Annotated in this window: 24 protein-coding genes; 14 read left to right on the plus strand and 10 right to left on the minus strand. The window is 50.6% G+C overall.

Going from position 1 to position 20739, the window contains the following annotated elements:
* Window positions 1-47 precede the first annotated feature (47 nt).
* Window positions 48-188, minus strand: coding sequence for a hypothetical protein (locus GN278_05265; GenBank protein XAT60276.1), 141 nt, complete (start codon window positions 186-188; stop codon window positions 48-50).
* A gap of 79 nt (window positions 189-267) precedes the next feature.
* On the opposite strand from GN278_05265, the gene GN278_05270 reads away from it, so the two are divergent.
* Entirely contained in the window at window positions 268-1248 is a 981-nt protein-coding gene (locus GN278_05270) for an Ldh family oxidoreductase (protein XAT60277.1), read from the plus strand.
* Between the two features lie 96 nt (window positions 1249-1344).
* Here the strand turns inward: GN278_05270 and cueR are convergent, their stop codons facing one another.
* A complete protein-coding gene (gene cueR / locus GN278_05275) occupies window positions 1345-1737 on the minus strand; it encodes a Cu(I)-responsive transcriptional regulator (protein ID XAT60278.1) in 393 nt (130 codons plus the stop codon).
* A 72-nt stretch (window positions 1738-1809) separates the two neighbouring features.
* Between cueR and GN278_05280 the strand changes: the two genes are divergently transcribed.
* Window positions 1810-2256 (plus strand): DUF4396 domain-containing protein, encoded by a 447-nt coding sequence (locus tag GN278_05280; GenBank protein ID XAT60279.1) that lies wholly within the window; start codon window positions 1810-1812, stop codon window positions 2254-2256.
* Between the two features lie 19 nt (window positions 2257-2275).
* On the opposite strand, the gene GN278_05285 is transcribed toward GN278_05280, so the two are convergent.
* Complete coding sequence (locus tag GN278_05285; GenBank protein XAT60280.1) at window positions 2276-2695, minus strand: hotdog fold thioesterase; 420 nt, start codon at window positions 2693-2695, stop codon at window positions 2276-2278.
* A 90-nt stretch (window positions 2696-2785) separates the two neighbouring features.
* Here GN278_05285 and GN278_05290 point away from each other — a divergent pair, with 90 nt between their 5' ends.
* On the plus strand, window positions 2786-3652 hold the full coding sequence (locus GN278_05290; protein XAT60281.1) for an alpha/beta fold hydrolase: 867 nt from the start codon (window positions 2786-2788) through the stop codon (window positions 3650-3652).
* A 22-nt stretch (window positions 3653-3674) separates the two neighbouring features.
* Here GN278_05290 and GN278_05295 read toward each other — a convergent pair whose 3' ends face one another.
* Together GN278_05295 and parE are read right to left on the minus strand one after the other, a co-directional pair.
* Window positions 3675-4115, minus strand: a complete 441-nt coding sequence (locus GN278_05295; protein ID XAT60282.1) for an EamA-like transporter family protein — start codon at window positions 4113-4115, stop codon at window positions 3675-3677.
* Window positions 4116-4210: 95 nt separating this feature from the next.
* On the minus strand, window positions 4211-6166 hold the full coding sequence (parE, locus tag GN278_05300) for a DNA topoisomerase IV subunit B (GenBank protein ID XAT60283.1): 1956 nt from the start codon (window positions 6164-6166) through the stop codon (window positions 4211-4213).
* Window positions 6167-6881: 715 nt separating this feature from the next.
* On the opposite strand from parE, the gene GN278_05305 reads away from it, so the two are divergent.
* Window positions 6882-8228 carry an MATE family efflux transporter gene (locus GN278_05305; GenBank protein XAT60284.1) on the plus strand — a complete coding sequence of 449 codons (1347 nt, stop codon included), beginning with the start codon at window positions 6882-6884 and terminating at the stop codon, window positions 8226-8228.
* 15 nt (window positions 8229-8243) lie between these two features.
* On the opposite strand, the gene GN278_05310 is transcribed toward GN278_05305, so the two are convergent.
* Entirely contained in the window at window positions 8244-9446 is a 1203-nt protein-coding gene (locus tag GN278_05310) for an aminotransferase class I/II-fold pyridoxal phosphate-dependent enzyme (protein ID XAT60285.1), read from the minus strand.
* Window positions 9447-9529: 83 nt separating this feature from the next.
* Here GN278_05310 and GN278_05315 point away from each other — a divergent pair, with 83 nt between their 5' ends.
* The 3 genes from GN278_05315 to GN278_05325 all read left to right on the plus strand — a co-directional run bounded on the left by GN278_05315 (window position 9530) and on the right by GN278_05325 (window position 10758).
* The gene (locus GN278_05315) at window positions 9530-9925 is read left to right on the plus strand and encodes a helix-turn-helix domain-containing protein (protein XAT60286.1); all 396 of its coding nucleotides are present in this window, start codon (window positions 9530-9532) and stop codon (window positions 9923-9925) included.
* Window positions 9922-10188 carry a succinate dehydrogenase assembly factor 2 gene (locus GN278_05320; protein XAT60287.1) on the plus strand — a complete coding sequence of 89 codons (267 nt, stop codon included), beginning with the start codon at window positions 9922-9924 and terminating at the stop codon, window positions 10186-10188. Before GN278_05315 ends, GN278_05320 begins: the two co-directional genes overlap by 4 nt.
* 72 nt (window positions 10189-10260) lie before the next feature.
* On the plus strand, window positions 10261-10758 hold the full coding sequence (locus GN278_05325) for a winged helix DNA-binding protein (GenBank protein ID XAT60288.1): 498 nt from the start codon (window positions 10261-10263) through the stop codon (window positions 10756-10758).
* A gap of 56 nt (window positions 10759-10814) precedes the next feature.
* On the opposite strand, the gene GN278_05330 is transcribed toward GN278_05325, so the two are convergent.
* Together GN278_05330 and GN278_05335 are read right to left on the minus strand one after the other, a co-directional pair.
* A complete protein-coding gene (locus tag GN278_05330; GenBank protein XAT60289.1) occupies window positions 10815-11273 on the minus strand; it encodes a GNAT family N-acetyltransferase in 459 nt (152 codons plus the stop codon).
* 93 nt (window positions 11274-11366) lie between these two features.
* On the minus strand, window positions 11367-11795 hold the full coding sequence (locus GN278_05335) for a lactoylglutathione lyase (GenBank protein ID XAT60290.1): 429 nt from the start codon (window positions 11793-11795) through the stop codon (window positions 11367-11369).
* Between the two features lie 222 nt (window positions 11796-12017).
* On the opposite strand from GN278_05335, the gene GN278_05340 reads away from it, so the two are divergent.
* Entirely contained in the window at window positions 12018-12926 is a 909-nt protein-coding gene (locus tag GN278_05340) for an FAD-dependent thymidylate synthase (GenBank protein ID XAT60291.1), read from the plus strand.
* A 9-nt stretch (window positions 12927-12935) separates the two neighbouring features.
* Here the strand turns inward: GN278_05340 and GN278_05345 are convergent, their stop codons facing one another.
* Complete coding sequence (locus GN278_05345) at window positions 12936-13235, minus strand: hypothetical protein (protein ID XAT60292.1); 300 nt, start codon at window positions 13233-13235, stop codon at window positions 12936-12938.
* Here GN278_05345 and GN278_05350 point away from each other — a divergent pair.
* From GN278_05350 to GN278_05360, 3 genes are all read left to right on the plus strand, one after another.
* Window positions 13234-14268 (plus strand): RluA family pseudouridine synthase, encoded by a 1035-nt coding sequence (locus tag GN278_05350; GenBank protein XAT60293.1) that lies wholly within the window; start codon window positions 13234-13236, stop codon window positions 14266-14268. The genes GN278_05345 and GN278_05350 overlap by 2 nt on opposite strands.
* A gap of 129 nt (window positions 14269-14397) precedes the next feature.
* Window positions 14398-15297 (plus strand): RNA polymerase sigma factor RpoH, encoded by a 900-nt coding sequence (gene rpoH / locus GN278_05355; GenBank protein ID XAT60294.1) that lies wholly within the window; start codon window positions 14398-14400, stop codon window positions 15295-15297.
* A gap of 59 nt (window positions 15298-15356) precedes the next feature.
* Complete coding sequence (locus GN278_05360; protein XAT60295.1) at window positions 15357-16334, plus strand: gfo/Idh/MocA family oxidoreductase; 978 nt, start codon at window positions 15357-15359, stop codon at window positions 16332-16334.
* Here GN278_05360 and phaZ read toward each other — a convergent pair.
* On the minus strand, window positions 16331-17581 hold the full coding sequence (gene phaZ / locus GN278_05365; GenBank protein XAT60296.1) for a polyhydroxyalkanoate depolymerase: 1251 nt from the start codon (window positions 17579-17581) through the stop codon (window positions 16331-16333). The genes GN278_05360 and phaZ overlap by 4 nt on opposite strands.
* A gap of 106 nt (window positions 17582-17687) precedes the next feature.
* On the opposite strand from phaZ, the gene phaC reads away from it, so the two are divergent.
* The 3 genes from phaC to phaR all read left to right on the plus strand — a co-directional run bounded on the left by phaC (window position 17688) and on the right by phaR (window position 20724).
* Window positions 17688-19481: a class I poly(R)-hydroxyalkanoic acid synthase gene (gene phaC / locus GN278_05370; protein ID XAT60297.1), complete on the plus strand. Its 1794-nt coding sequence runs from the start codon at window positions 17688-17690 to the stop codon at window positions 19479-19481.
* Between the two features lie 124 nt (window positions 19482-19605).
* Window positions 19606-20043 (plus strand): phasin, PhaP, encoded by a 438-nt coding sequence (locus GN278_05375; GenBank protein ID XAT60298.1) that lies wholly within the window; start codon window positions 19606-19608, stop codon window positions 20041-20043.
* A gap of 117 nt (window positions 20044-20160) precedes the next feature.
* Window positions 20161-20724, plus strand: a complete 564-nt coding sequence (gene phaR, locus GN278_05380; GenBank protein ID XAT60299.1) for a polyhydroxyalkanoate synthesis repressor PhaR — start codon at window positions 20161-20163, stop codon at window positions 20722-20724.
* Window positions 20725-20739: the final 15 nt, after the last annotated feature.

The following is a 20739-nucleotide window of genomic DNA, read 5'->3' on the forward strand; positions in this document are numbered from 1 at the left end:
CAGCGCCTGTTTAACAAGGCGGTATGATTTTTACATGAGATATTGGCTCAAAAATCGCCAAGGTCAATCACCTCGATCACGGAAAATGTTGCGACAGGCCTTGGCACTGTCAAATTCAAAGAAAAAAATGGTGCAATAATGTCCGTCGCTGTAAAATAGACGTTTTCAGCCAGGACTGGATTTGTCATGATCCCTAAATCAGCTCTTGAAAAACCCTGCGCATGTGTTCAAAGCTAATGTGCGCAAAAGCCGACCAAGGGATTCTAGATGACCGAAGTTACCGTTGAAATCATTAAACAAACAACGAAAACTGCATTGCAGGCCCATGGGGCGGCTGACTGGATTTGTGAACATGTCGCCGATGCTGTGGCCACAGCAGAAAGCGTCGATAATCGGATTTGTGGTCTGTATTATCTTGAAAGCTATTGCCTGCAATTGCAAAGCGGGCGGGTTAATGGCACGGCCGAACCGGTAGTGACGTCTGCGAAGGCCGGGGCGGTGCATGTGGATGCTAAAATGGGGTTTGCCCAGTCTGCTTTTGCGCGGGGGTTGCCTGTGGCAGTTGAGGCGGCGCAGAAATTAGGGGTGGCAAGCCTTGCTGTGGGCCATGCGCATACCTGTACCTCGCTGGGCTATTTTACCGAACAAATTGCCCGCGCTGGACTGATCGGATTTGGGCTCACCAATGCCTCGCCAATTGTGGCGCCTCCGGGCGGTAAAACCCGAGTTATTGGCACCAATCCAATTGCCTTTTCAGTGCCTGACGGCAAGGGCGGTATTGCCATGCAGTTCGATCAGTCGACAACCACTGTGGCGCTGGGTAAAATCACCATGGCCAAAGCCGCAGGAGAACCCATTCCAAAAGGCTGGGCCATTGATTCCAAAGGAAATCCTACCACTGATCCCGAGGCGGCACTGACCGGTTCACTGGTTTCCATGGGCGGTTATAAAGGCTGGGGATTTGGCCTGATGGCTGAGCTTCTGGCGGCCGGAATGACCGGCGGCGTGGTGTCGCGTGATGTCAAACCGCTAAAAGCGCCCGAAGGCCCGCCACATGATTTGGGCCAGTATTATCTCTTGATTGATCCGGCCTCAGGCCCGGCCTTTTATGACCGGTTTGAGGCGGTAGCAGATGCGGTTTCTCTTGATCAAAATGCCCGGATGCCGGGGCAGGGCAAAACCCCTGCAACCACGGTCGATGTGCCCGATGCGCTGTGGGAAATGGTTGGTAAGTTAGCAGCGAAATAGGCTCGATTTCGGGATCGGTTTTGCGTCGGCATCGCGTTGGTATCGCGGTGGTGCAAAATCTTGGCGCTCCAGAGCGAAAACAAGCGGTAAATCATATCACGCCGGTTGGGCAAGGCCGGATATAATTGGGCAATCAGGGCGATCATCGCCGCGGCAAGCAGAGATGAGATGGGCCAGCTCATCATGCAGGTATTGCAGCTCCTTCTGTTTTTCCTCAATTTCGGCCAGCCGCCGTTTGGCAATCTCTTTTACATCTGCGCTTGAGCGGCTGTCATCCACATAGAGCCCCAGCAGTTCACGGCATTTGGTAATGCTAAACCCGAAAGCGCGTGCGCGGCGGATAAAAATCAACTTTTGAATCGCGTCCTGATCATAGCTGCGATATCCAGATGCACTGCGGTCTGCGGGGGCAACCAGCCCGATATCGGCATAATAGCGCACGGTCTTAACCGGCAATCTGGCCTTTTCTGCGGCGTGTGAAATTTTCATCTTGGCCTCCCTTGACCTTCCAGTTACTGGAGAGCCTATATCAGCGATAACAGAGAGGCAAACAGGGTCGTTATGAGCGCTTTAACAGATACATTCTCAATCAACTGGCGCTGCCGTCACACATGGCGGCGGTCTTCCAAAAATACCCTGTGGTGTTTGCTCGGCTGCTCGATCGGGGATTTGGGGACAATTGCTTTTTTTCAATACACCGGTATCCCATGGAGCACGCTCGCGATCATGAGCCTAGCAATTTGCAACGGTTTGCTCACCTCAATCGCGCTTGAAACAGTTATTTTGATGCGGCAAATGGCTTTGAAAGTGGCGTTTCAAACGGCAATTGGCATGTCGCTTATTTCGATGATTTCGATGGAGGCCGCGATGAATTTGGTTGATGTCTGGCTGACGGGCGGTGCCAAGCTCACATGGTGGGTCATCCCGTTTATGCTTCTGGCCGGCTTTATCACGCCGCTTCCTTATAACTACTGGCGTTTAAAAGCTTTGGGCAAAGCCTGTCACTAAAGCGTTTTACGACCCAAGCCTAAGCAGGAAGGTAAAATGTTGCGCTCGCAAGGGCGACCCTCTTTTCATTTGGCCGTGTGGTCAATTCAGCGCTGAGAAAAAACATCGCTTTGCCGGCCCGCTCCACTTTGGCACGGCAGGTTAAAATATCGCCCGAGGCAGGGCGCAAAAACTGGCTGTCCAGTGTCGTGGTGGTGACGGGGGCCAATCGGTCAAGATGACTAAAGCAGGCAAACACCATGGTTGTATCCGCCAACGCACTGATCGCTTGGCCGCATACGATATCCCCGAAGCGCTTGATATGCGATGTGATCGGGATCTCGATCTCGGCGCTGCCATCGGCAAAATGGGTGAGCTTCGGCTGAAGATCCAAAATCCATTGAGCAAAATTTTCATCCAGAAATTTCTGGACAAAAGGCAGAGTCAGTTGCGTCACCATTGATTTTCTCCGGGCTGGACGGCACAGTCGTTTAGACGTCCGTGAACCATAATTCACGCCAGAGCAAGAGAGCAAGCCGAGAATAAAACAATGTCAGAATTTGTCACTTTGAATGGTCATAGATTTTTCCTTCGAACTTGGGGCGATGCCAAAAATCCTCCGCTTTTGCTGTTGCACGGGTTTCCGGAATATTCCGGCGCATGGGAAGAGGTGGCCACACGGCTGAGCGACCGGTTTTACTGCATTGCGCCAGATCAGCGCGGGTATGGTCAAAGCTATTCGCCAAGTGATGTTGCAGCCTATCACATTCAGCATCTGGTTGGTGATTTGGTGTCATTGATTGATCATATTGGTGGGCCGCTTGATGTCGTTGGGCATGATTGGGGCGCATCGGCGGCCTATGCGCTGGCGATTGCGCGGTCTGATTTGCTGCGCAAATTAGTCATTCTAAATGGCGTGCACCCAATTCCGTTTCAACGCGCTTTAATCGAAGCTGCGGATCAAATTGCGGCCTCGCAATATATCCTGTGGTTGCAGCGTGCAGGATCAGAGCAGGTACTTGCCGCTGATAACTTCATTAAATTACGAGAAATGTTTGCCGGTCCAATGAATATGTCGTGGCTGGATGCCGCGCGGCTTAAAGACTATCTGGCCGCGTGGCGTGACACTGCGGGGTTGCAAGCCATGATTAACTGGTATCGGGCCACTGGGCTATATGTGCCCGAACTGGGCGCGGAAATTGATCCCCCGCCACCACTTGACGCAGATGCCATGCGGATTTCGGTGCCGCATCTTTTGATCTGGGGAACCGATGACACCGCGCTTTTGCCTTCAAGTTTTGCAGGTATGGATGCGCTTTGCGATGCCTTTACGCTGCATAAAATTAGTGGCGCCGATCACTGGTTGCACCACCAAAAACCTGATGAAGTTGCCGCATTGATCCGCGAGTTTATATAAAAAAAACGAAATGGGTTTTGTGCTAGGCCTGCTGGGTGATCCAGACGCCAAGCGCCATCACCCCAAGCCCAAGCGAACGCGTCAGCGACAGCGGTGAGCCTGACGCGCCAAAAAGCGCAAAGTGATCCACCACCGCTGCACTGATCAATTGGCCTAAAAGCACAAAGAAAATCGCATTTCCCACCCCGAAATGCGGTGCAATAGCGGTGATCGACAACATATAGAAAGTCACAAGCAAGCCTGCCAGAAACAGATGCCTCGGCGCTTCGGCCAAACGCGCAAAAGACAGGCTAGAGGTGGTCAGTAAGATGACAAAAGTCGCGCTAAAGGCCACGCATAATAGAACTGTGACCGCCGCCACGGGCGAGCCAAGGAACTGTCCAAGCGCGGCGTTGAGCGCCGCTAAAACCGGAATGCCAAGACCTGCGGCCAACATGATCAAAGCAGAAGTACTATAGGACATTGAACCACCTCATAAATAAGTTTGGGCAACCCTAGTGGTTAAACCGCTGACAGCAAACCTATTTTTGAAAAACAGCGATGGACGGGAGGCTGCCTTTATACATCCAGCTCTTCGACAAACTTAGCATTTTCTTGGATGTACTGGTAGCGCAGCTCGGGCTTTTTACCCATCAGCCGTTCCACCAGATTTCCGGTTTCGCCCGGCTCGTCCTCATCAATACTGACCCGGATCAATTTACGGGTCGCGGGATTCATTGTGGTTTCTTTTAGGTCTTTGGCGTCCATTTCACCCAGACCCTTAAATCGGCTGACATCAATTTTACCCTTACCGCCCAGACCTTTTTTTAGCCATTCGTCGCGCTCTTGCTCGTCAATGCAGTAGACCCTTTTGGCCCCTTGGGTCAGCCGGTAGAGCGGCGGGCAGGCCAGATAAAGATGGCCAGCATCAATCATGGGCCGCATCTGGGTGAAAAAGAAGGTCATCAACAGCGCCGCAATATGGGCCCCGTCCACATCCGCGTCGGTCATGATGATCACTTTATCATAGCGTAGATCATCAAGGTTGAAGCGGGTGCCCATGCCGACGCCCAAAGCCTGCGATAAATCGCTAATCTCTTGGTTCGTTCCAAGCTTTGAGCTGGCCGCGCCCAGCACATTTAGGATTTTACCGCGCAGGGGCAGCAAAGCCTGGGTTTTGCGGTCTCGGCCCATTTTGGCCGAACCGCCGGCACTGTCACCTTCGACTAGAAACAGTTCCGTGCCGTTGCGCGCAGTGGCCGAACAATCCACCAGTTTGCCCGGAAGCCGCAGTTTCTTGGTGGCCGTCTTGCGCTGGGTTTCTTTTTCCTGCCGCCGGCGCATCCGCTCTTCGGCGCGTAGCACCAGAAAATCAAGAATTGCACCCGCCGATTTGGTATCGGCGGCCAGCCAGTTGTCAAAATGGTCACGCACCGAATTTTCCACCAGGCGCTGGGCTTCATTGGTGGCCAGCCGGTCTTTGGTTTGGCCGACAAATTCTGGCTCGCGGATAAAACAGCTGACCAAGGCGCAGCCGCCCGTGGTTAGATCATCCCGGGTGATATCCTTGGCTTTTCGGTTGTTGACCAATTCACCATAGGCGCGGATGCCTTTTAGGATTGCGGCCCAGAACCCGCTTTCATGGGTGCCGCCTTCGGGGGTCGGGACTGTGTTACAGTATGACTGGATAAACCCGTCGCGCGACGGGGTCCAATTGATCGCCCATTCCACCTTGCCGGGGATTTGAAAACGCTCTTGAAACTCAACAACTCCGCTAAAGGGCTGCTCGGCATAAGTGGTTGCACCGTTTAGCGTTTCATTTAGATAATCGCTCAATCCGCCAGGAAAATGAAAACTTGCCTCGGTCGGGGTTTCACCATCGTCAACTTCTGATTTCCAACGAATCTCTACACCGCTAAAAAGATAGGCTTTCGAGCGGATTGATTTGAAAAGCCGCGCCGGTTTAAAACACAGTTTGCCGAATATCTCGGCATCGGGATGAAATGTTACGGTAGTGCCACGACGGTTTTGCGTTGGGCCAAGCTTGGCCAGAGGTGCTAGAGGAATACCGCGGCTAAAGCGCTGTTCATACAATTCTTTGTTGCGCGCCACCTGCACCACCATACTGTCAGAAAGCGCATTGACAACTGATGCCCCGACCCCATGAAGGCCGCCCGAGGTTTGATAGGCTTTGCCGCTAAACTTACCGCCCGCATGCAAGGTGCATAAGATCACCTCAAGGGCTGATTTTTTTGGGAATTTAGGATGCGGGTCGACCGGAATACCGCGGCCATTATCGCGGATGGTGATCGCATAATCGCTGTGCAGCTCAACCTCGATCCGGTTGGCATGTCCGGCCACGGCCTCATCCATCGAGTTGTCCAGGACTTCGGCAACCAGATGATGCAATGCGCGCTCATCCGTGCCGCCGATATACATACCGGGGCGTTTGCGAACGGGCTCAAGCCCTTCCAATACTTCTATAGAAGAGGCGTCATAATCATCACTTGAGGCGCGGCTTAATAGATCGCTCATAAAGGCTGCTCTTATTTGTTTTGCGCCCAGTATGACACTTTGCAAAGGCAAGGGGAAGTCACCAAGCGAAACATCGTGCAAAAGAAAGTCAAATATGGAAACCTCTTAAAAGCAGAAACTGCTCTACGATATGCAAATATAGCCATATCTGTGGGATGATGAGAAGCATTGGAAAAATTAGATTGGATGCGTATCATCTGACACATTTTGGTAAAAATGATAATCCCATTTTGATAATTTAAAAAGGTGACGATTTAGATTAATGCGTCGTAAGATATTGAATAATAGCGTAAAAATTTTTAATTTTTATACATCTCGATTCTGCAAAGTATACTTTGCAACTTTCTATGTTGCGTAAGACGGCCCGATACTGCACTTTTAATCTATTGCAAGGGCTTACTCACAGACCTTGTAAAATCTTAGAAAGGGCACTGTTAAGTTCATTGAAAAGGTTAATCTTGTTTGCTTTTTCTAAGATTAAATAACCTGGAGGTCGGCGGATTGGTTGGCTCATCAGGATAGATACCTAAAACTGCACGGCCTTTTGGTTTGTCGGTTAAGGTGCGCCCGGGCAGGTAATTGCATCCCACCCCTAAAATCCCTTCTGCCGGGGCGCATCTTTTAAAACAACTCTATCACCTTTCCGCGTTATTGGAGTGATCCGATAGCGCGGCTTTTTCTTGTGGCATGCTTTACTTAGGGATAAGGCAGAAGAATGTATATTTCTGACGCTTACCGTTCACAGATTAAAAAAATGATAGCGCTCGGCGCCCCCTTGGCAGCCGGTTACATTGTGCATGTCTCAATCGGAGTGACAGATACCATCATGCTGGGCCGCTATTCGATTGATGCTTTGGCTGCTGTTGTGCTGGGCCACACATATTTTTTCGTCTTTTTTATTGTTGGCGGTGGGTTTGGTCATGCGGTGATGCCCTTGGTCGCCAGTGCCGTTTCAAGCGGGGATGATCTGCAAATTCGGCGGTTAACACGGATGGGGCTTTGGTTATCGGCAGCCTTTTCAATCATTTTTCTCGGTAGCTTCTGGTTTTCCTCGGCGGTCTTGCAGCTGCTAGGACAGGACCCGTCTTTATCGTTGGTGGCGCAAGGCTATCTTAGGGTTGTTGGTTTTGCCCTCTTCCCTGCGCTGATGGTGATTGTGATCAAATCCTATCTGTCAGCGCTTGAGTTGATGCGTGCCGTCCTGCTGATCACGCTGGGTGGCTTCATTATAAATATTCCACTGAATTATTGTTTGATCTTTGGCAATTGGGGCGCGCCAGAACTTGGGGTGCAAGGTGCGGCCATTGCTTCGCTGGTTGTCAATATCTTTATGGCCCTTGGCGTTGCACTCTATGCGCAGTGGGTGCTGCCCGCGCAACAGATCTTTGCCCGTTTGTGGCGTCCGGATTGGAGCGCTATGGTGAAAGTGGCAAAACTTGGCGCGCCCATAGGAGCGACCAGCTTTGCCGAGGTCGGATTGTTTTCTGGCGCCTCGTTCATGATGGGATGGCTGGGCACAGTGCCCTTGGCCGCCCATGGGGTAGCTTTGCAACTGACCAGCCTGGCTTTTGTGGTTCATGTGGGCCTGTCCGGTGCGGCCACTATTCTGGTGGGCAAAGCTTATGGCCGCCAAGAGAAAACCACATTGCGCCAGGTGTCCATTGCGGCCTTTGCGCTGTCAATGGTCTTTGCTACCGTGACCGCTATTGCCTATGTGACAATCCCAGCCCCCTTGCTGGCTGCCTTTATTGATGCTGCAGATCCGGCTTTTGACCAGATTATTTTTTACGGCAGCGCGCTTTTATTGATGTCGGCATTGTTTCAGGTTGTGGATGCAGCGCAGGTCATGGGCCTGGGATTTTTGCGCGGGATACAGGACACTGCAGTTCCGATGGCCATGGCCGTGGTCAGCTACTGGATCATCGGATTGCCGATTGCCTATATCTTTTGTTTTATCTTCGACTGGGGCGGGCCGGGGCTATGGGCGGGCTTGGCGGTTGGGCTTGCAGCCGCAGCGGTGATGATGCTTGCGCGGTTCTTACTGTTGTTAAAGCGGCTCTAGCTTACCCTTTCAGGCTCAGTTGAGTGATGCACAGAAATCCGCAATGCGTTTGCAGGCGTCCTTTAGCAAGTCATCCGAGGTGGCATAGCTGACACGGAAATTTGGCGACAGACCAAAGGCCGCGCCAAAAACCACAGCGACACCGGTTTCTTCGAGCAACTGCATGGCAAAGTCTTCGTCCGTGGCAATCACATGGCCTTTTGACGTACGCTTGCCAATAAGCCCCGTGATGGACGGATAGACATAAAACGCGCCCTCGGGCATCGGGCAGTCTATGCCGTCGATGGCATTTAGGGCAGCCACCACCAGATTGCGGCGGCGCACAAACGTATCATTATTTCCTGCCAGAAACTCTTGTGGGCCAGTTAGCGCTTCTAGCGCAGCCCACTGGCTAATCGACGATGGGTTCGATGTGCTTTGACTTTGCACTTTGCGCATCGCTGCAATCAGCGGCTCTGGCCCACCAGCATAGCCAATGCGCCAGCCGGTCATGGCATAGGCTTTGGACACGCCGTTACAGGTGAGTGTGCGCTCATAAAGCTGTGGTTCAATCTGCGCGGGGGTGCAAAAGCGAAACCCGTCAAAGGCTAGGTGTTCATACATATCGTCGCTCATCACCCAGACGTGGGGAAACTCAAGCAGCACATCGGTCAAGGCGCGCAGCTCGTCTTGGGTATATCCGGCCCCTGTTGGGTTTGAGGGCGAGTTAAAAATGAACCATTTAGTAGCGCTGCTAAGCGCGGCGTGCAAATCACTTGCGGTCAGTTTGTAGTTATTTTCCGCGCGGGTTTCGGCAATCACTGGCGTGCCGCCAGCAAGTAGCACCATATCGGGATAGCTGACCCAGTAAGGCGCAGGGATCACAACTTCATCCCCGGGATTGAGCGAAGCCACCAAAGCATTATACAATATTTGCTTGCCACCGGTGCCGACGGAAATCTGCTTGGGCTCATACCTTAGGCCATTGTCACGGGCAAATTTATCGCAAATCGCAGCTTTCAACTCGGGCATGCCATCGGGTGGTGTATATTTTGTTTTACCAGCTTCAATGGCGGCAATTGCGGCGGCTTTAATGTGGTCCGGGGTGTCAAAATCCGGCTCGCCCGCGCTTAGGCTGATAATATCGCGGCCCTCTTGGCGCAGCGAACTGGCCAGTGATGACATAGCAATGGTTGGCGAAGGTTTTATGCGCGCAAGACCGGCTGATAGAACAGACATAGGGGAACCTGTTTGTAGTTTGGGTTGGTTTGTCATAGGCTCTGCGCCACATGGGATCAAGAAAATATAGGTTAGGGTAATTTATGACAGATGCAGCACTCGATTGGTACGGGCCCGATACAGCAACTTTTGGGGATAGGGTGGCGGCAGCTCGAGATGCGACCAGCATGACACAGCAGCAGCTGGCAAAACGTTTGGGGATTAAACTGGCGACCCTCAAGGCCTGGGAAGGCGACCTTTCTGAGCCGCGAGCCAATCGTTTGTCGATGCTTGCAGGTCTGTTAAATGTCTCAATCACTTGGCTGATCAACGGCGAGGGCGAAGGGGTGGATAGCCCGGAGGTTGCGCCTGAGATAAGCCCAGAGATGAGCGATCTTTTACTTGAAATGAGAACGCTTAAATCAACGCTAAAAGAGTCGTCAGATCGCCTTGGCCGGTTGGAAAAGCAACTGCGACAAAACCTAAAGGATCCAGTATGAGCGAGGCGCGGCAGACGCGGCTTAAGCGGCTTAAGATGCGATCGATGCGGCGCGGGATCAAGGAAATGGATATTATCCTGTCTCGATTTGCGGATGATTGTCTACCAACGATGAGCCCCGAAGAACTGGATATTTATGAAGATTTTCTAGATCAAAATGATCAGGATCTTTATCAATGGGTGTCGGGGCAAAGCGCCTGCGCGCCGCAATTCATAGCGCTAGTTGGGAATATAAAAGTGCATATTTCCCGAGTGCATGGCTAATTTTTTCAGATTTAACCGATTATTTGGGTTTATGCGGCAGTCTTTGATCAACACCGATCACAGGAGACGGCAATGAATGTTCCAAGCGCAGTGACAGCCACCAAGGAAACGGCTTTTATGAGTGGCTATCTTGATGCCCTTGCAATGGTCGAACGATTACATCGTCTGCTTCTGGATGTGATTAAGGACGAATTTGAACGGGTTGGCGCCTTGGAAATAAATGCGGTGCAGGCGCTGCTCTTGTTCAATGTGGGGGAAAATGAGCTGACCGCTGGTGAATTGAAAACCCGCGGTTACTATCAGGGTAGCAACGTCAGCTATAATTTAAAAAAACTGGTGGATATGGGCTATATGCACCACCAGCGATGCGAGCTTGATCGCCGATCGGTGCGGGTCAAGCTAACCCCCAAGGGCCGCACTGTGCGTGAAGTGGTGGCCCGTCTTTTTGCCCGCCATGCCGAAGGGCTGATTACCCAAGATATTCTGGACACAGCGTCGATCAAAGATATTTCATCCACGCTTAAACAGGTCGAACGCTACTGGACTGATCAAATCAGGTATATTTATTAAGCTGCTGTGCTTTTTTGCTGCTTTGGTTGCATCTAAACAAACGGTTTCAGAAACATCTAGACGCGCCGTTTTTTTGATATGGTGTTTGATCGCCGACGGTACTCTACGAATCCCATTGCGGAGTAATAGGCAAGAGCATTTTGATTATCTGTCGAAATCGTAGCGTCAATAAATTCTAATCCACTTCTCTTGGCCGCTAGAAGGGTTTTTTCAAAGAGAGATCGGCCAATACCAGTGCCTCGAAGGTTTAGGCGCACATAAGTCCCTATAACGCCCCACCCCGGAGTGACGTCATAGGTATTGTTTTTCAACGCGATCTTAAGAGATTGAAATCCAACAATTTCACTTTCCCTGTCGGCAACAACAGATGACAGCTGATCTGGGTGGTTGATATAAAAGTCCAGAACATGATCCGGCGAACTCGGTCTTGGGCTTTCCCAATATGTCATTATTTCCTGAAGAACAGCACTCATTCCAAAGGCATCATTCGGCTTTGCGTTGCGGGCAATGACCATTTTGTGATTCACAAATCAATTTAATAATAATTGATCGTAGTATTAGCCAAAAAGGCAGCAAAAACTACCCTCTGCAATCAATCGAAACAGTATTTACCAATGCCCTGTATTGCCCATTGAAGCCCAAGGCTCGGCTGGTGCAAGCGCTGGGCCATCTTGCAGCAATTCTACTGACACATTATCCGGCGAGCGCACAAAGGCCATGCGTCCATCGCGCGGCGGGCGGTTTATGACAACCCCGTTATCCTGTAAATGCTGGCAGGTGTCGTAAATATTATCCACCGAATAGGCCAGATGCCCAAAATGGCGGCTGTCACTGGGCAGCCCCTCATCGCCATCCCAATTATAGGTTAACTCGACTGGGCAGTCCTCTTGTCCTTCAGGCGCCATAAACACAAGCGTAAAGCGGCCCGCTTCGCTGTCATGGCGGCGGGTTTCTTTCAGCCCAAGCAGTTCATAAAACGCCATTGAGGCCTCAAGATCTTTGACCCGAACCATGGTGTGAAGATATCGAATACCCATTGCTTTGCCCCTAAGTAGCCATTGCTTTTCCGTTCTGTGCGCAGAGTATCATGTCTTGCCCGACTGTCCAGAGTGGCATCAACGGCCGCTTTGCCGAGCTTTGGCGGGCCAGCGCCAAAGCGAAAGATTATAATTCCCCTAAATTATCATTGATCTAGCGGTTTCTTCATTCCCTTGCCCAAGATATAGTGGAACCGATTCACTACTAAAAAGGATTCGCCCATGCCGCTGTCGCCTGATCAACTGGCTGAAATTGAAGCCCAACGCGCCCAAAGTCAGACCACATTGCGGACGGTCAGCCCCGGCATGGAAAGCCACCTTTACACAGCCTATCCCGTTCTGGATCATGGCTTTGTGCGGGTCATAGATTATATGGGCGATGATGCAGCCATCTGCCAAGCGGCGCGTGTCAGTTATGGCAAGGGTACTAAATCGGTGCAAAACGACGAAGGGTTGATCCGCTATCTAATGCGGCACTGGCATTCTACACCGTTTGAGATGTGCGAGCTGAAACTTCATGTGAAACTGCCGGTGTTTGTCGCCCGCCAGTGGATTCGCCACCGCACGGCGAATGTGAACGAATATTCCGCCCGTTATTCTATTTTGGACCGTGAGTTTTATATTCCGGCCCCGGATAAGGTGGCCGCGCAATCGGTGGTCAACAATCAGGGCCGAGGTGAAGTTCTGACAGGCGCGGAAGCGGCGCAGGTTCTAGAAATTCTCAAAGCGGACAGCACCCGCGCCTATGACAATTACGAGGCGATGATTTCCCAAGATGGCCAGCAAGGGCTCGCACGCGAACTTGCGCGGATGAACCTACCGGCCAATATTTACACCCAGTGGTACTGGAAGGTTGATCTGCACAATCTGTTTCATTTCCTGCGGCTACGCGCGGATGCGCATGCGCAATATGAAATTCGGGTCTACGCCGATGAAATGTGCAAGCTTGTTGCGGATTGGGTGCCTTTTGCCTATCGCGCTTTTGAAGATTACCGGATGGGGGGCGCGACGCTGTCGGCTACGGCTTTGGACTGTGTGCGCCGGATGGTTGGCGGCGAAAAAGTCACTCAAGAAACCTCGGGTATGAGCAAAGGCGAGTGGCGCGAATTTGAAGCTACGCTGTCTGCGTAGCGCGGCCCATTACGGCAGTTCGACGGGCACCGTTTGAACCAATTCACCTTTGAGGTTGTAAATGAGGATCTGGTCATCTCCGGTCACAATAGCGTACCAGGATCGGGTTTGGGTAAAGGCCACTGGCCTTGTGCCATCGGGCAGGGTTATGGACTGGGGAAAATCAATTCCACTGTCCTGAAAGCGGATGACAAACAGGGCTATTAACACTACCATGCCCGCGATCATGGTGAAGCTTAACACAGTCACCAGCCGCCGCAAAAACGCCAGATGCGGCACATCTTGTTCTGGCTCAAAAGGTTCGGTCATGACGATGTCCCTTGTTCAGTTTGCGATTGCGGAAGATCCACCCAACCGCCTTGATAAAGCGCTTTTTCGCGATGCGCCAGAGCAAGAGGACCTGTCACGCACCCGTTTGGGTAAACTTATCGAAGAGGGCGCGGTGCGTGTGGATGGCAAAATTGCAACCAGCCCAAAGACAAAAGTTGCGGCCGGCGCCATGATTGAGATCACTTTGAAAGAGGCAAGACAAATCGCCACCGAGGCGGAAAACATTCCTCTTGAGGTGGTTTATGAAGACCCACATTTAATCGTGGTCAACAAACCGGCGGGCATGGTGGTGCATCCTGCACCGGGAACGCCCAGCGGGACTTTGGTCAATGCGCTGCTGCATCATTGCGCGGCATCACTTTCGGGAATTGGCGGCGAACGGCGGCCGGGGATTGTCCACCGGATCGACAAGGACACAAGTGGGCTTTTGGTGGTGGCCAAAACCGATAAAGCGCATCATCATTTGGCTGACCAGTTTGCCGCCCACAGCGTCGAGCGGCTCTATCAGGCGCTCTGTTTTGGGGTGCCAGAGGCCAGTGATCCACGGTTGCGCGGGGTCCGCGGCGTGAACTTTGAGCCGGGCAATATTATGAAAATCACCACCCAACTTGCGCGGCACAAAACAGACCGTCAGCGTCAGGCAGTGCTGTTTGAAGGCGGCCGCCATGCGGTTACGCGGGTGCGGATAGCGCAGCGATTTGGAGCGCCAGCAGCTGCCGCGTTGATTGAGTGCTGGCTTGAAACCGGACGGACCCATCAGATCCGGGTGCATTTGGCCCATACGGGCCATGGGTTGATTGGTGATCCGGTTTATGGTGGTAAGCGGCGGATTGCCCGCAAAGCGATGGGAGAGCAAGCAAGTGACGCCATTGGCAATTTTTCTCGGCAAGCGCTGCACGCGAGTGTTTTAGGCTTTGCGCATCCGGTAAGCGATGAAAAACTGCGTTTTGAAGCACCTTTGCCGGATGATTTTTCCAATTTGCTGGGCGATTTAACGAACACATCTTTGTGAAAATGTGCATCAATGGTCATATTTTTGCCCAAAATCGATGTAAATAGCGTAGAAAATTTGAACAGGCCTTGAAACAGATTTCATCAAATCCTAACTAAATGTTAACAGGATGAACATTAAGGGAGCAACATGAGCAACTACGCAAATCTTCCAGCCCCAACCCCCGAAGGTGGTCTAAGCCGATACTTGCAGGATATCCGCAAATTTCCGATGCTTGAGCCCGAAGAGGAATATATGCTGGCCAAACGCTGGGTCGAAGAGCAGGACACCGAGGCGGCACATAAAATGGTCACTTCGCATCTAAGATTGGCGGCAAAGATTGCTATGGGTTATCGCGGATACGGACTGCCGCAGGCCGAGGTTATCTCAGAGGCCAATGTCGGCTTGATGCAGGCGGTCAAACGCTTCGATCCTGAAAAAGGGTTTCGACTGGCAACCTATGCGATGTGGTGGATACGTGCTAGCATTCAAGAGTATATCCTGCGCAGCTGGTCGCTCGTTAAAATGGGTACGACCAGCGCCCAGAAAAAACTATTCTTCAATTTGCGCAAGGCTAAATCCCGGATCGGCGCCTTGGACGAAGGGGATATGCATCCTGATAATGTGGCGAAAATTGCCACAGATTTGGGCGTGACCGAAGCTGAGGTTATTAGTATGAACCGCCGGCTTTCTGGCGGCGATGCTTCGCTCAATGCGATGGTCGGATCAGCCGATGGCGACAGCTCAATGGAGTGGCAAGATTGGCTTGAAGACGAAGATGCGGATCAGGCGGCAGACTATGAGGCCAAGGATGAATTGGACACACGCCGCGCGCTTCTGGCAGAAGCGATGGAAGTCTTAAACGAGCGTGAACAAGATATTTTGGCCAAGCGCCGGTTGGCGGAAAAAGTCATTACGCTAGAAGAACTCAGCGAGCATTACAATGTAAGCCGCGAGCGTATTCGGCAAATTGAAGTACGTTCTTTTGAAAAGCTGCAGCTTAAAATGCGCGAACTTGCGCTTGAAAAAGGTCTTGTTGCGACAGCCTAGGGCTTTCCACTTTTACTTTAAACCCCTATCCTAACCAAAAGCTGGGATAGGGGTAATCTATGCAAAAAGTTATGCGTTGGGGTGTTGTCGGGGCATCGAAATTTGCCCGAACGCAAATGGTTCCGGCGATGATGCTGGCGCAAAATACCCAGTTTTGCGCTTTGGCCACATCAAATCCAGAGAAAGCAGCGCCTTTTCAGGCTATGGAGCCTAATTTAAAGATCTATACTGATTATGATGCGCTGCTGGCTGATCCTGAAATAGACGCGCTCTATCTTCCGCTGCCCAATCATTTGCATGTTCAATGGTGCAAAAAAGGGCTTGATGCAGGCAAGCATGTTTTGTGTGAAAAACCGATTGCAATGCGGGCCGAAGAAATTGATGATCTAATCGCTATGCGCGACAGTTCGGGGCTTTTATTGGCCGAAGCCTATATGATCGTGCATCATCCCCAGTGGCACTATGCGAGAGAGCTTTATCAAAGCGGCGCAATCGGCGAGTTGGTTCAGGTGGATGGTGTTTTTTCCTATAACAACAGCGCAGATCCCAACAATATCCGAAACCGGCCAGAAACCGGCGGTGGCAGTCTGCCCGATATCGGTGTGTATACCATGGGCGCGGCGCGTTTTGTGACCGATGAAGAACCGGTTGAAATCGTAGATGCCAATATCACTTGGCAAAATGATGTGGATGTCTGGGCGGCGATCAACGCCAAGTTTCCATCGTTTCACTTCAATGCCACCACATCAATGCGCATGGCGCCGCGCCAAGAGATGAATTTTCATGGCACTAAGGGTTTGATCCGCCTAACTGCCCCTTTCAATCCCTCGGTTTTTTCACAAGCTGAGGTCGAATTGCATTCTGCCGATATGGTGGTGTCAACCAAGCGCTATCCAGCGGAAAATCACTATGTGAACCAACTTCAGGCCTTTCGCGCATCAGCTTTAGAGGGCACGCCCTATGGCTGCACATTAGAATTTTCCCAAGGCACCCAGAGAATGATAGATATGGCGCTTAAAAAAGCGCGCGGTGATTAGTCTTTTGCGGGTGTTGCGGCGCTATTGGCGTCAATAAATTCCAGCACAAGCGGGCGAATGTTTTCACGCCAGCTTTTTCCGGCAAAGATGCCATAGTGGCCAGCCTCTGGTTCAACGTGGCTAGCTTTTTTATCCGCTGGAAGCCCTGAGCAAAGATCCAGTGCTGCAATACATTGCCCGGGCGCAGATATGTCATCTTTCGCGCCTTCGACGGTTTTGATTGCAACCTTGGTTATTTTAGAAAAATCAATTTTCTTTCCGGCTACTGTAAACTTGTTCTGTGCAATTTCGCGCTGCTTGAAAATCCGGTCTACCGTTGACAGGTAAAATTCTGCGGTCATATCCATCACTGCGAGGTATTCATCATAGAATTTGTTATGTTTGTCGTGCTCCGAGGCCGTGTTTTGGGCCACGTTCATGATTTGATCTGAAAAGGCTTGGCAGTGCCGGTCACTGTTCATCGACATAAAAGATGCCAGTTGCAACAAACCGGGGTACACTTTGCGTCCCACACCGGCATATTTAAACCCGACCTGCTGGATTAAGGTATGTTCGAGTTGGCCCATGGTAACGCGCCGGCCAAAATCAGTGACATCTGTGGGCGCCGCATCCGGATCAACTGGCCCACCGATCAATGTCAGGCTGCGCGGCTGCGCCTCTGGGTTTTCCTCGGCCAGATAGGCTGTGGCCGCTAATGCCAGCGGCACAGGTTGGCACACGGCGATAACATGGGTTTCCGGTCCAAGGTGATTTAAATAATCCACCAGATATAGCGTATAATCCTCAATATCGAATTTACCTTTTGAGACGGGTATATCGCGCGCATTATGCCAGTCCGTGACAAAGACTTCGCAATCGCCAATCAGGCTTTTGACAGTCGAACGCAATAAAGTTGCGTAATGCCCGGACATCGGCGCGATTAAAAGCACTTGGCGGGCTGCGGGTTTGCGCCCTTGGACGTCAAAATGTATCAAATCGCCGAAAGCGCCGGATACAACGGGCTTGACCTGTACCAAATGATCCCGACCATCGTCGCAGGTGATACTATCAATTGCCCAATCGGGCTTGGTGATCATCCGCTGAAAGCTACGCTCGGTCACTTGCCCCCAGGCAGCGGCCCACTGCAGCCAGGGGTTTGGCACTGCGGAAAAGGCTGGATAAGAGGCAAAAGCCTGTGCGGTTGCACCCATCCATTGATTGGTGTTTCGCATGGCTTCCATAAAGTCGTAGCTGGCCATATGGCGCATTTTCGTCTCCTGCCTCGTGCGGCTAATTGAAATAATTCGACGCTTTGCGTTTGGGTTTAAAAATTGTTATGCTGCACAGCAGCGAAGGTATGCGGAAATTTACCAAATGACAACCACAGATCAAGATATTGAAAATCAAACGTCAAAATTAGAGCAAAATCTTGCAAAACTAGATGAATTAAATCAACGCTTGATTACGGTATTGCAAACCAAAAAAACAACAGATGCGGCTCTTAGTGGGCCTGGTCATGATTTGGCGCTTAAGACGACAGCAGCCTATTGGCAGGAGGCAATTCAGAATCCAAGCAGACTGATTGAGCATCAAATCGCCTATTGGGGAAAAACGCTTACCCATTTCATCGAAGCACAAAACGCGATGATGCACAAAGATTTTGATGCAGTAGAGACCAGCGCTCCGCTGGATAAACGATTTTCCAATCCTTTGTGGAATAGTCATCCCTATTTTAAATTCATAAAACAGCAGTATTTGCACAATGCCGAAGTAGTGCAAAGTTCGATTGAGTCTATTGACGGTCTTGAGACAACTGAAAAAAGACGACTTGAGTACTTTTCGAAACAAATTGTCGATATGATGGCGCCAACAAATTTTCTGGCGACCAATCCTGATGCTTTAGAACAGGCGGTGGAAACCCAAGGCCAATCCCTCATCGATGGGTTGGAAAACCTAATTGCTGATCTTGAGGACAATGATGGCGAATTGGTTGTGCGCTTGGCAGATGAAAAGGCCTTTGAGCTTGGTGGGAATATTGCCACCACTCCTGGAAAGGTCGTGTTTCGGAACCATATGCTTGAGCTTATTCAATACAGTCCCAGCACCCAAACCACACATGAGATTCCGTTGGTAATTTTTCCACCGTGGATTAACAAATTTTACATTTTGGATCTGACAGCGCAAAACAGTTTAATTAAATGGCTGGTTGCGCAGGGCCTCACTGTTTTTATCGTGTCCTGGATCAACCCGGACGCCAGTTATAAAGAGGTCTCGCTTGAAGATTACATAGAACATGGCTATCTGCAGGCACTGCAAACGGTACGGTCCGAAACCGGGCAAGATAAGGTAAATGCAGTAGGCTACTGTATTGGTGGAACGACCTTGGCCCTGACCTTGGCTTTGTTAAAGCAGCGCGGTGAGGAATTAATCAATAGTGCAACCTTCTTCACCACACTGACAGATTTTTCAAATCAAGGTGAGTTTTTACCCTTTCTTCAGAATGATTTCATTGACGGGATCGAACAGGAAGTGGGCACAAAAGGCATCCTTGAAAGTTACATCATGGCACGCACTTTTAGCTTTTTGCGGTCGAATGATTTGATTTATTCACCTGCGATCAAAAGCTATATGATGGGCAAAGCCCCCCCCGCTTTTGATCTTTTGTATTGGAATGGAGACGGTGCAAATCTGCCCGGAAAGATGGCCGTGCAATACCTGCGCGGACTGTGCCAGCGCAATGAATTTGCGGAAGGAGGGTTTGAGCTTTTTGGCGAAAAGTTACATTTGCGGAATGTTGATGTGCCGCTGTGCGCGGTTGCGTGCGAAACTGATCATATTGCCAATTGGAAAGACAGTTACCGCGGGGTGGCACAAATGGGCAGCCGATCCAAAACCTTTATACTGGCAGAATCAGGTCATATTGCGGGTATCATTAACCCCCCAGGCAAAAATAAATATGGGTTTTTTCTAAATTCTGACCCGAAAAAAACGCCGGAAAAATGGCACTCAAATGCAAAATACCATGCTGGTAGCTGGTGGAATGAGTGGGCAAGCTGGTTAAAGAAACGTTCTGGAAAACAAAGGGATGCACTTGTGCCGGGCAGCGACAGTTTGCCAGTCATTTGTGACGCACCGGGGCTCTATGTCACTCAGAAAGCCAAAGTTTAAGCCATTTTTTTTGCCGCACTGCAGAAAAAATACTTGAAATGCTGCACTGCAGCATGTATATCGGATTTATAAATATATTCAGAAATAACTTCTGAGAGTTTAAAGGATCAAAACAATGGCGACGATGGCACCTGATATGACAACTTTCTTTAAAGATATTATCGATTCATTCCCTGTAGATACAAAATTCTACCAAGATGCTTTTGATAATTCGGCCGAAATGAATGAAAAAATGACTAAAGTTGCTTTGCAAGCTGCCCAGCAAAGCGCGGATATTTCAAGCAAATGGACAAAAGATACATTGGGAAAAATCTCAACGATCTCTGCAGTGAAAACCGATCCAGCAGACTACGCAAAAGCGCTTACTGATTTTGCATCTGCTCAAGCTGAAGTTGCTGCTGAAAACATCGCCGCTTTTGCAGAAGTCGCAAAAAAGGCACAAATGGAAACCGTTGAACTGGTGATGGCAGCCGGCAAAGAGGCCACTCAGGAAGCAACAGATGTCGTCAAAAAGGCAACCAAAGAGGTCAACGCAGTGGCTAAAAAAGCAGCTGCCAAGTAATTTCCCCTCGTTTTCTCCTCCCAAGAAAACTGTGGTGGGTGAGCAATAGCTCACCCTTTCTTTTTTTGCTGCAAGCGCGTAGAGTTTGCCGCAGCGCTGCATTTTTCGGAGGTCACCGTGTCGACGACAGATAAACCACTCTTGATAAAACGATATGCAAGTCGACGCTTGTACAACACAGAAACCAGTGACTATGTCACGCTTGAAGATATCGCAGGCTTTATTCGGGACGGTCGTGAGGTTCAGATTATTGACCTAAAATCTGGTGATGATCTGACGAGACAATTTTTACTGCAAATCATTGCAGATCACGAAAGCCGCGGTGAAAATGTACTGCCTGTCAATGTGCTGACCGATTTGGTGCGCAGCTACACCACCCAAGCTACAAGTATCGTGCCACAGTTTTTGGCGATGTCTTTTGATATGATGCGTGATGGGCAATCGAAAATGCTTGAAAACATGGGGGCCATGAGCCCGCTCGCTGGGATGCCCGGTTTTGAGGCTATGCAGGCTCAGCAAGAAGCGTTTCTAAAGGCTATGACCGGAGGATTTCCCCCACGGTCTGACGAAAAACCCAAACCAGAAGCATCTGAGGATAAACCCGCTGACAGCGGTGATTTGCAAACAATTAAATCGCAATTGGCAGATCTTCAGGCACAGTTGGAAAAGTTAAGCCGGTAGAATTGTTATAGATGG

The organism is Rhodobacteraceae bacterium Araon29 (assembly GCA_039640505.1).
Lineage (GTDB): Bacteria > Pseudomonadota > Alphaproteobacteria > Rhodobacterales > Rhodobacteraceae > CABZJG01.

Excerpts from the sequence above, each read along its gene's own strand:
- GN278_05265 (XAT60276.1), bottom strand. The coding sequence starts at position 188 with ATGACAAATCCAGTCCTGGCTGAAAACGTCTATTTTACAGCGACGGAC.
- GN278_05270 (XAT60277.1), top strand. The coding sequence starts at position 268 with ATGACCGAAGTTACCGTTGAAATCATTAAACAAACAACGAAAACTGCA.
- cueR (XAT60278.1), bottom strand. The coding sequence starts at position 1,737 with ATGAAAATTTCACACGCCGCAGAAAAGGCCAGATTGCCGGTTAAGACC.
- GN278_05280 (XAT60279.1), top strand. The coding sequence starts at position 1,810 with ATGAGCGCTTTAACAGATACATTCTCAATCAACTGGCGCTGCCGTCAC.
- GN278_05285 (XAT60280.1), bottom strand. The coding sequence starts at position 2,695 with ATGGTGACGCAACTGACTCTGCCTTTTGTCCAGAAATTTCTGGATGAA.
- GN278_05290 (XAT60281.1), top strand. The coding sequence starts at position 2,786 with ATGTCAGAATTTGTCACTTTGAATGGTCATAGATTTTTCCTTCGAACT.
- GN278_05295 (XAT60282.1), bottom strand. The coding sequence starts at position 4,115 with ATGTCCTATAGTACTTCTGCTTTGATCATGTTGGCCGCAGGTCTTGGC.
- parE (XAT60283.1), bottom strand. The coding sequence starts at position 6,166 with ATGAGCGATCTATTAAGCCGCGCCTCAAGTGATGATTATGACGCCTCT.
- GN278_05305 (XAT60284.1), top strand. The coding sequence starts at position 6,882 with ATGTATATTTCTGACGCTTACCGTTCACAGATTAAAAAAATGATAGCG.
- GN278_05310 (XAT60285.1), bottom strand. The coding sequence starts at position 9,446 with ATGTCTGTTCTATCAGCCGGTCTTGCGCGCATAAAACCTTCGCCAACC.
- GN278_05315 (XAT60286.1), top strand. The coding sequence starts at position 9,530 with ATGACAGATGCAGCACTCGATTGGTACGGGCCCGATACAGCAACTTTT.
- GN278_05320 (XAT60287.1), top strand. The coding sequence starts at position 9,922 with ATGAGCGAGGCGCGGCAGACGCGGCTTAAGCGGCTTAAGATGCGATCG.
- GN278_05325 (XAT60288.1), top strand. The coding sequence starts at position 10,261 with ATGAATGTTCCAAGCGCAGTGACAGCCACCAAGGAAACGGCTTTTATG.
- GN278_05330 (XAT60289.1), bottom strand. The coding sequence starts at position 11,273 with ATGGTCATTGCCCGCAACGCAAAGCCGAATGATGCCTTTGGAATGAGT.
- GN278_05335 (XAT60290.1), bottom strand. The coding sequence starts at position 11,795 with ATGGGTATTCGATATCTTCACACCATGGTTCGGGTCAAAGATCTTGAG.
- GN278_05340 (XAT60291.1), top strand. The coding sequence starts at position 12,018 with ATGCCGCTGTCGCCTGATCAACTGGCTGAAATTGAAGCCCAACGCGCC.
- GN278_05350 (XAT60293.1), top strand. The coding sequence starts at position 13,234 with ATGACGATGTCCCTTGTTCAGTTTGCGATTGCGGAAGATCCACCCAAC.
- GN278_05345 (XAT60292.1), bottom strand. The coding sequence starts at position 13,235 with ATGACCGAACCTTTTGAGCCAGAACAAGATGTGCCGCATCTGGCGTTT.
- rpoH (XAT60294.1), top strand. The coding sequence starts at position 14,398 with ATGAGCAACTACGCAAATCTTCCAGCCCCAACCCCCGAAGGTGGTCTA.
- GN278_05360 (XAT60295.1), top strand. The coding sequence starts at position 15,357 with ATGCAAAAAGTTATGCGTTGGGGTGTTGTCGGGGCATCGAAATTTGCC.
- phaZ (XAT60296.1), bottom strand. The coding sequence starts at position 17,581 with ATGCGCCATATGGCCAGCTACGACTTTATGGAAGCCATGCGAAACACC.
- phaC (XAT60297.1), top strand. The coding sequence starts at position 17,688 with ATGACAACCACAGATCAAGATATTGAAAATCAAACGTCAAAATTAGAG.
- GN278_05375 (XAT60298.1), top strand. The coding sequence starts at position 19,606 with ATGGCACCTGATATGACAACTTTCTTTAAAGATATTATCGATTCATTC.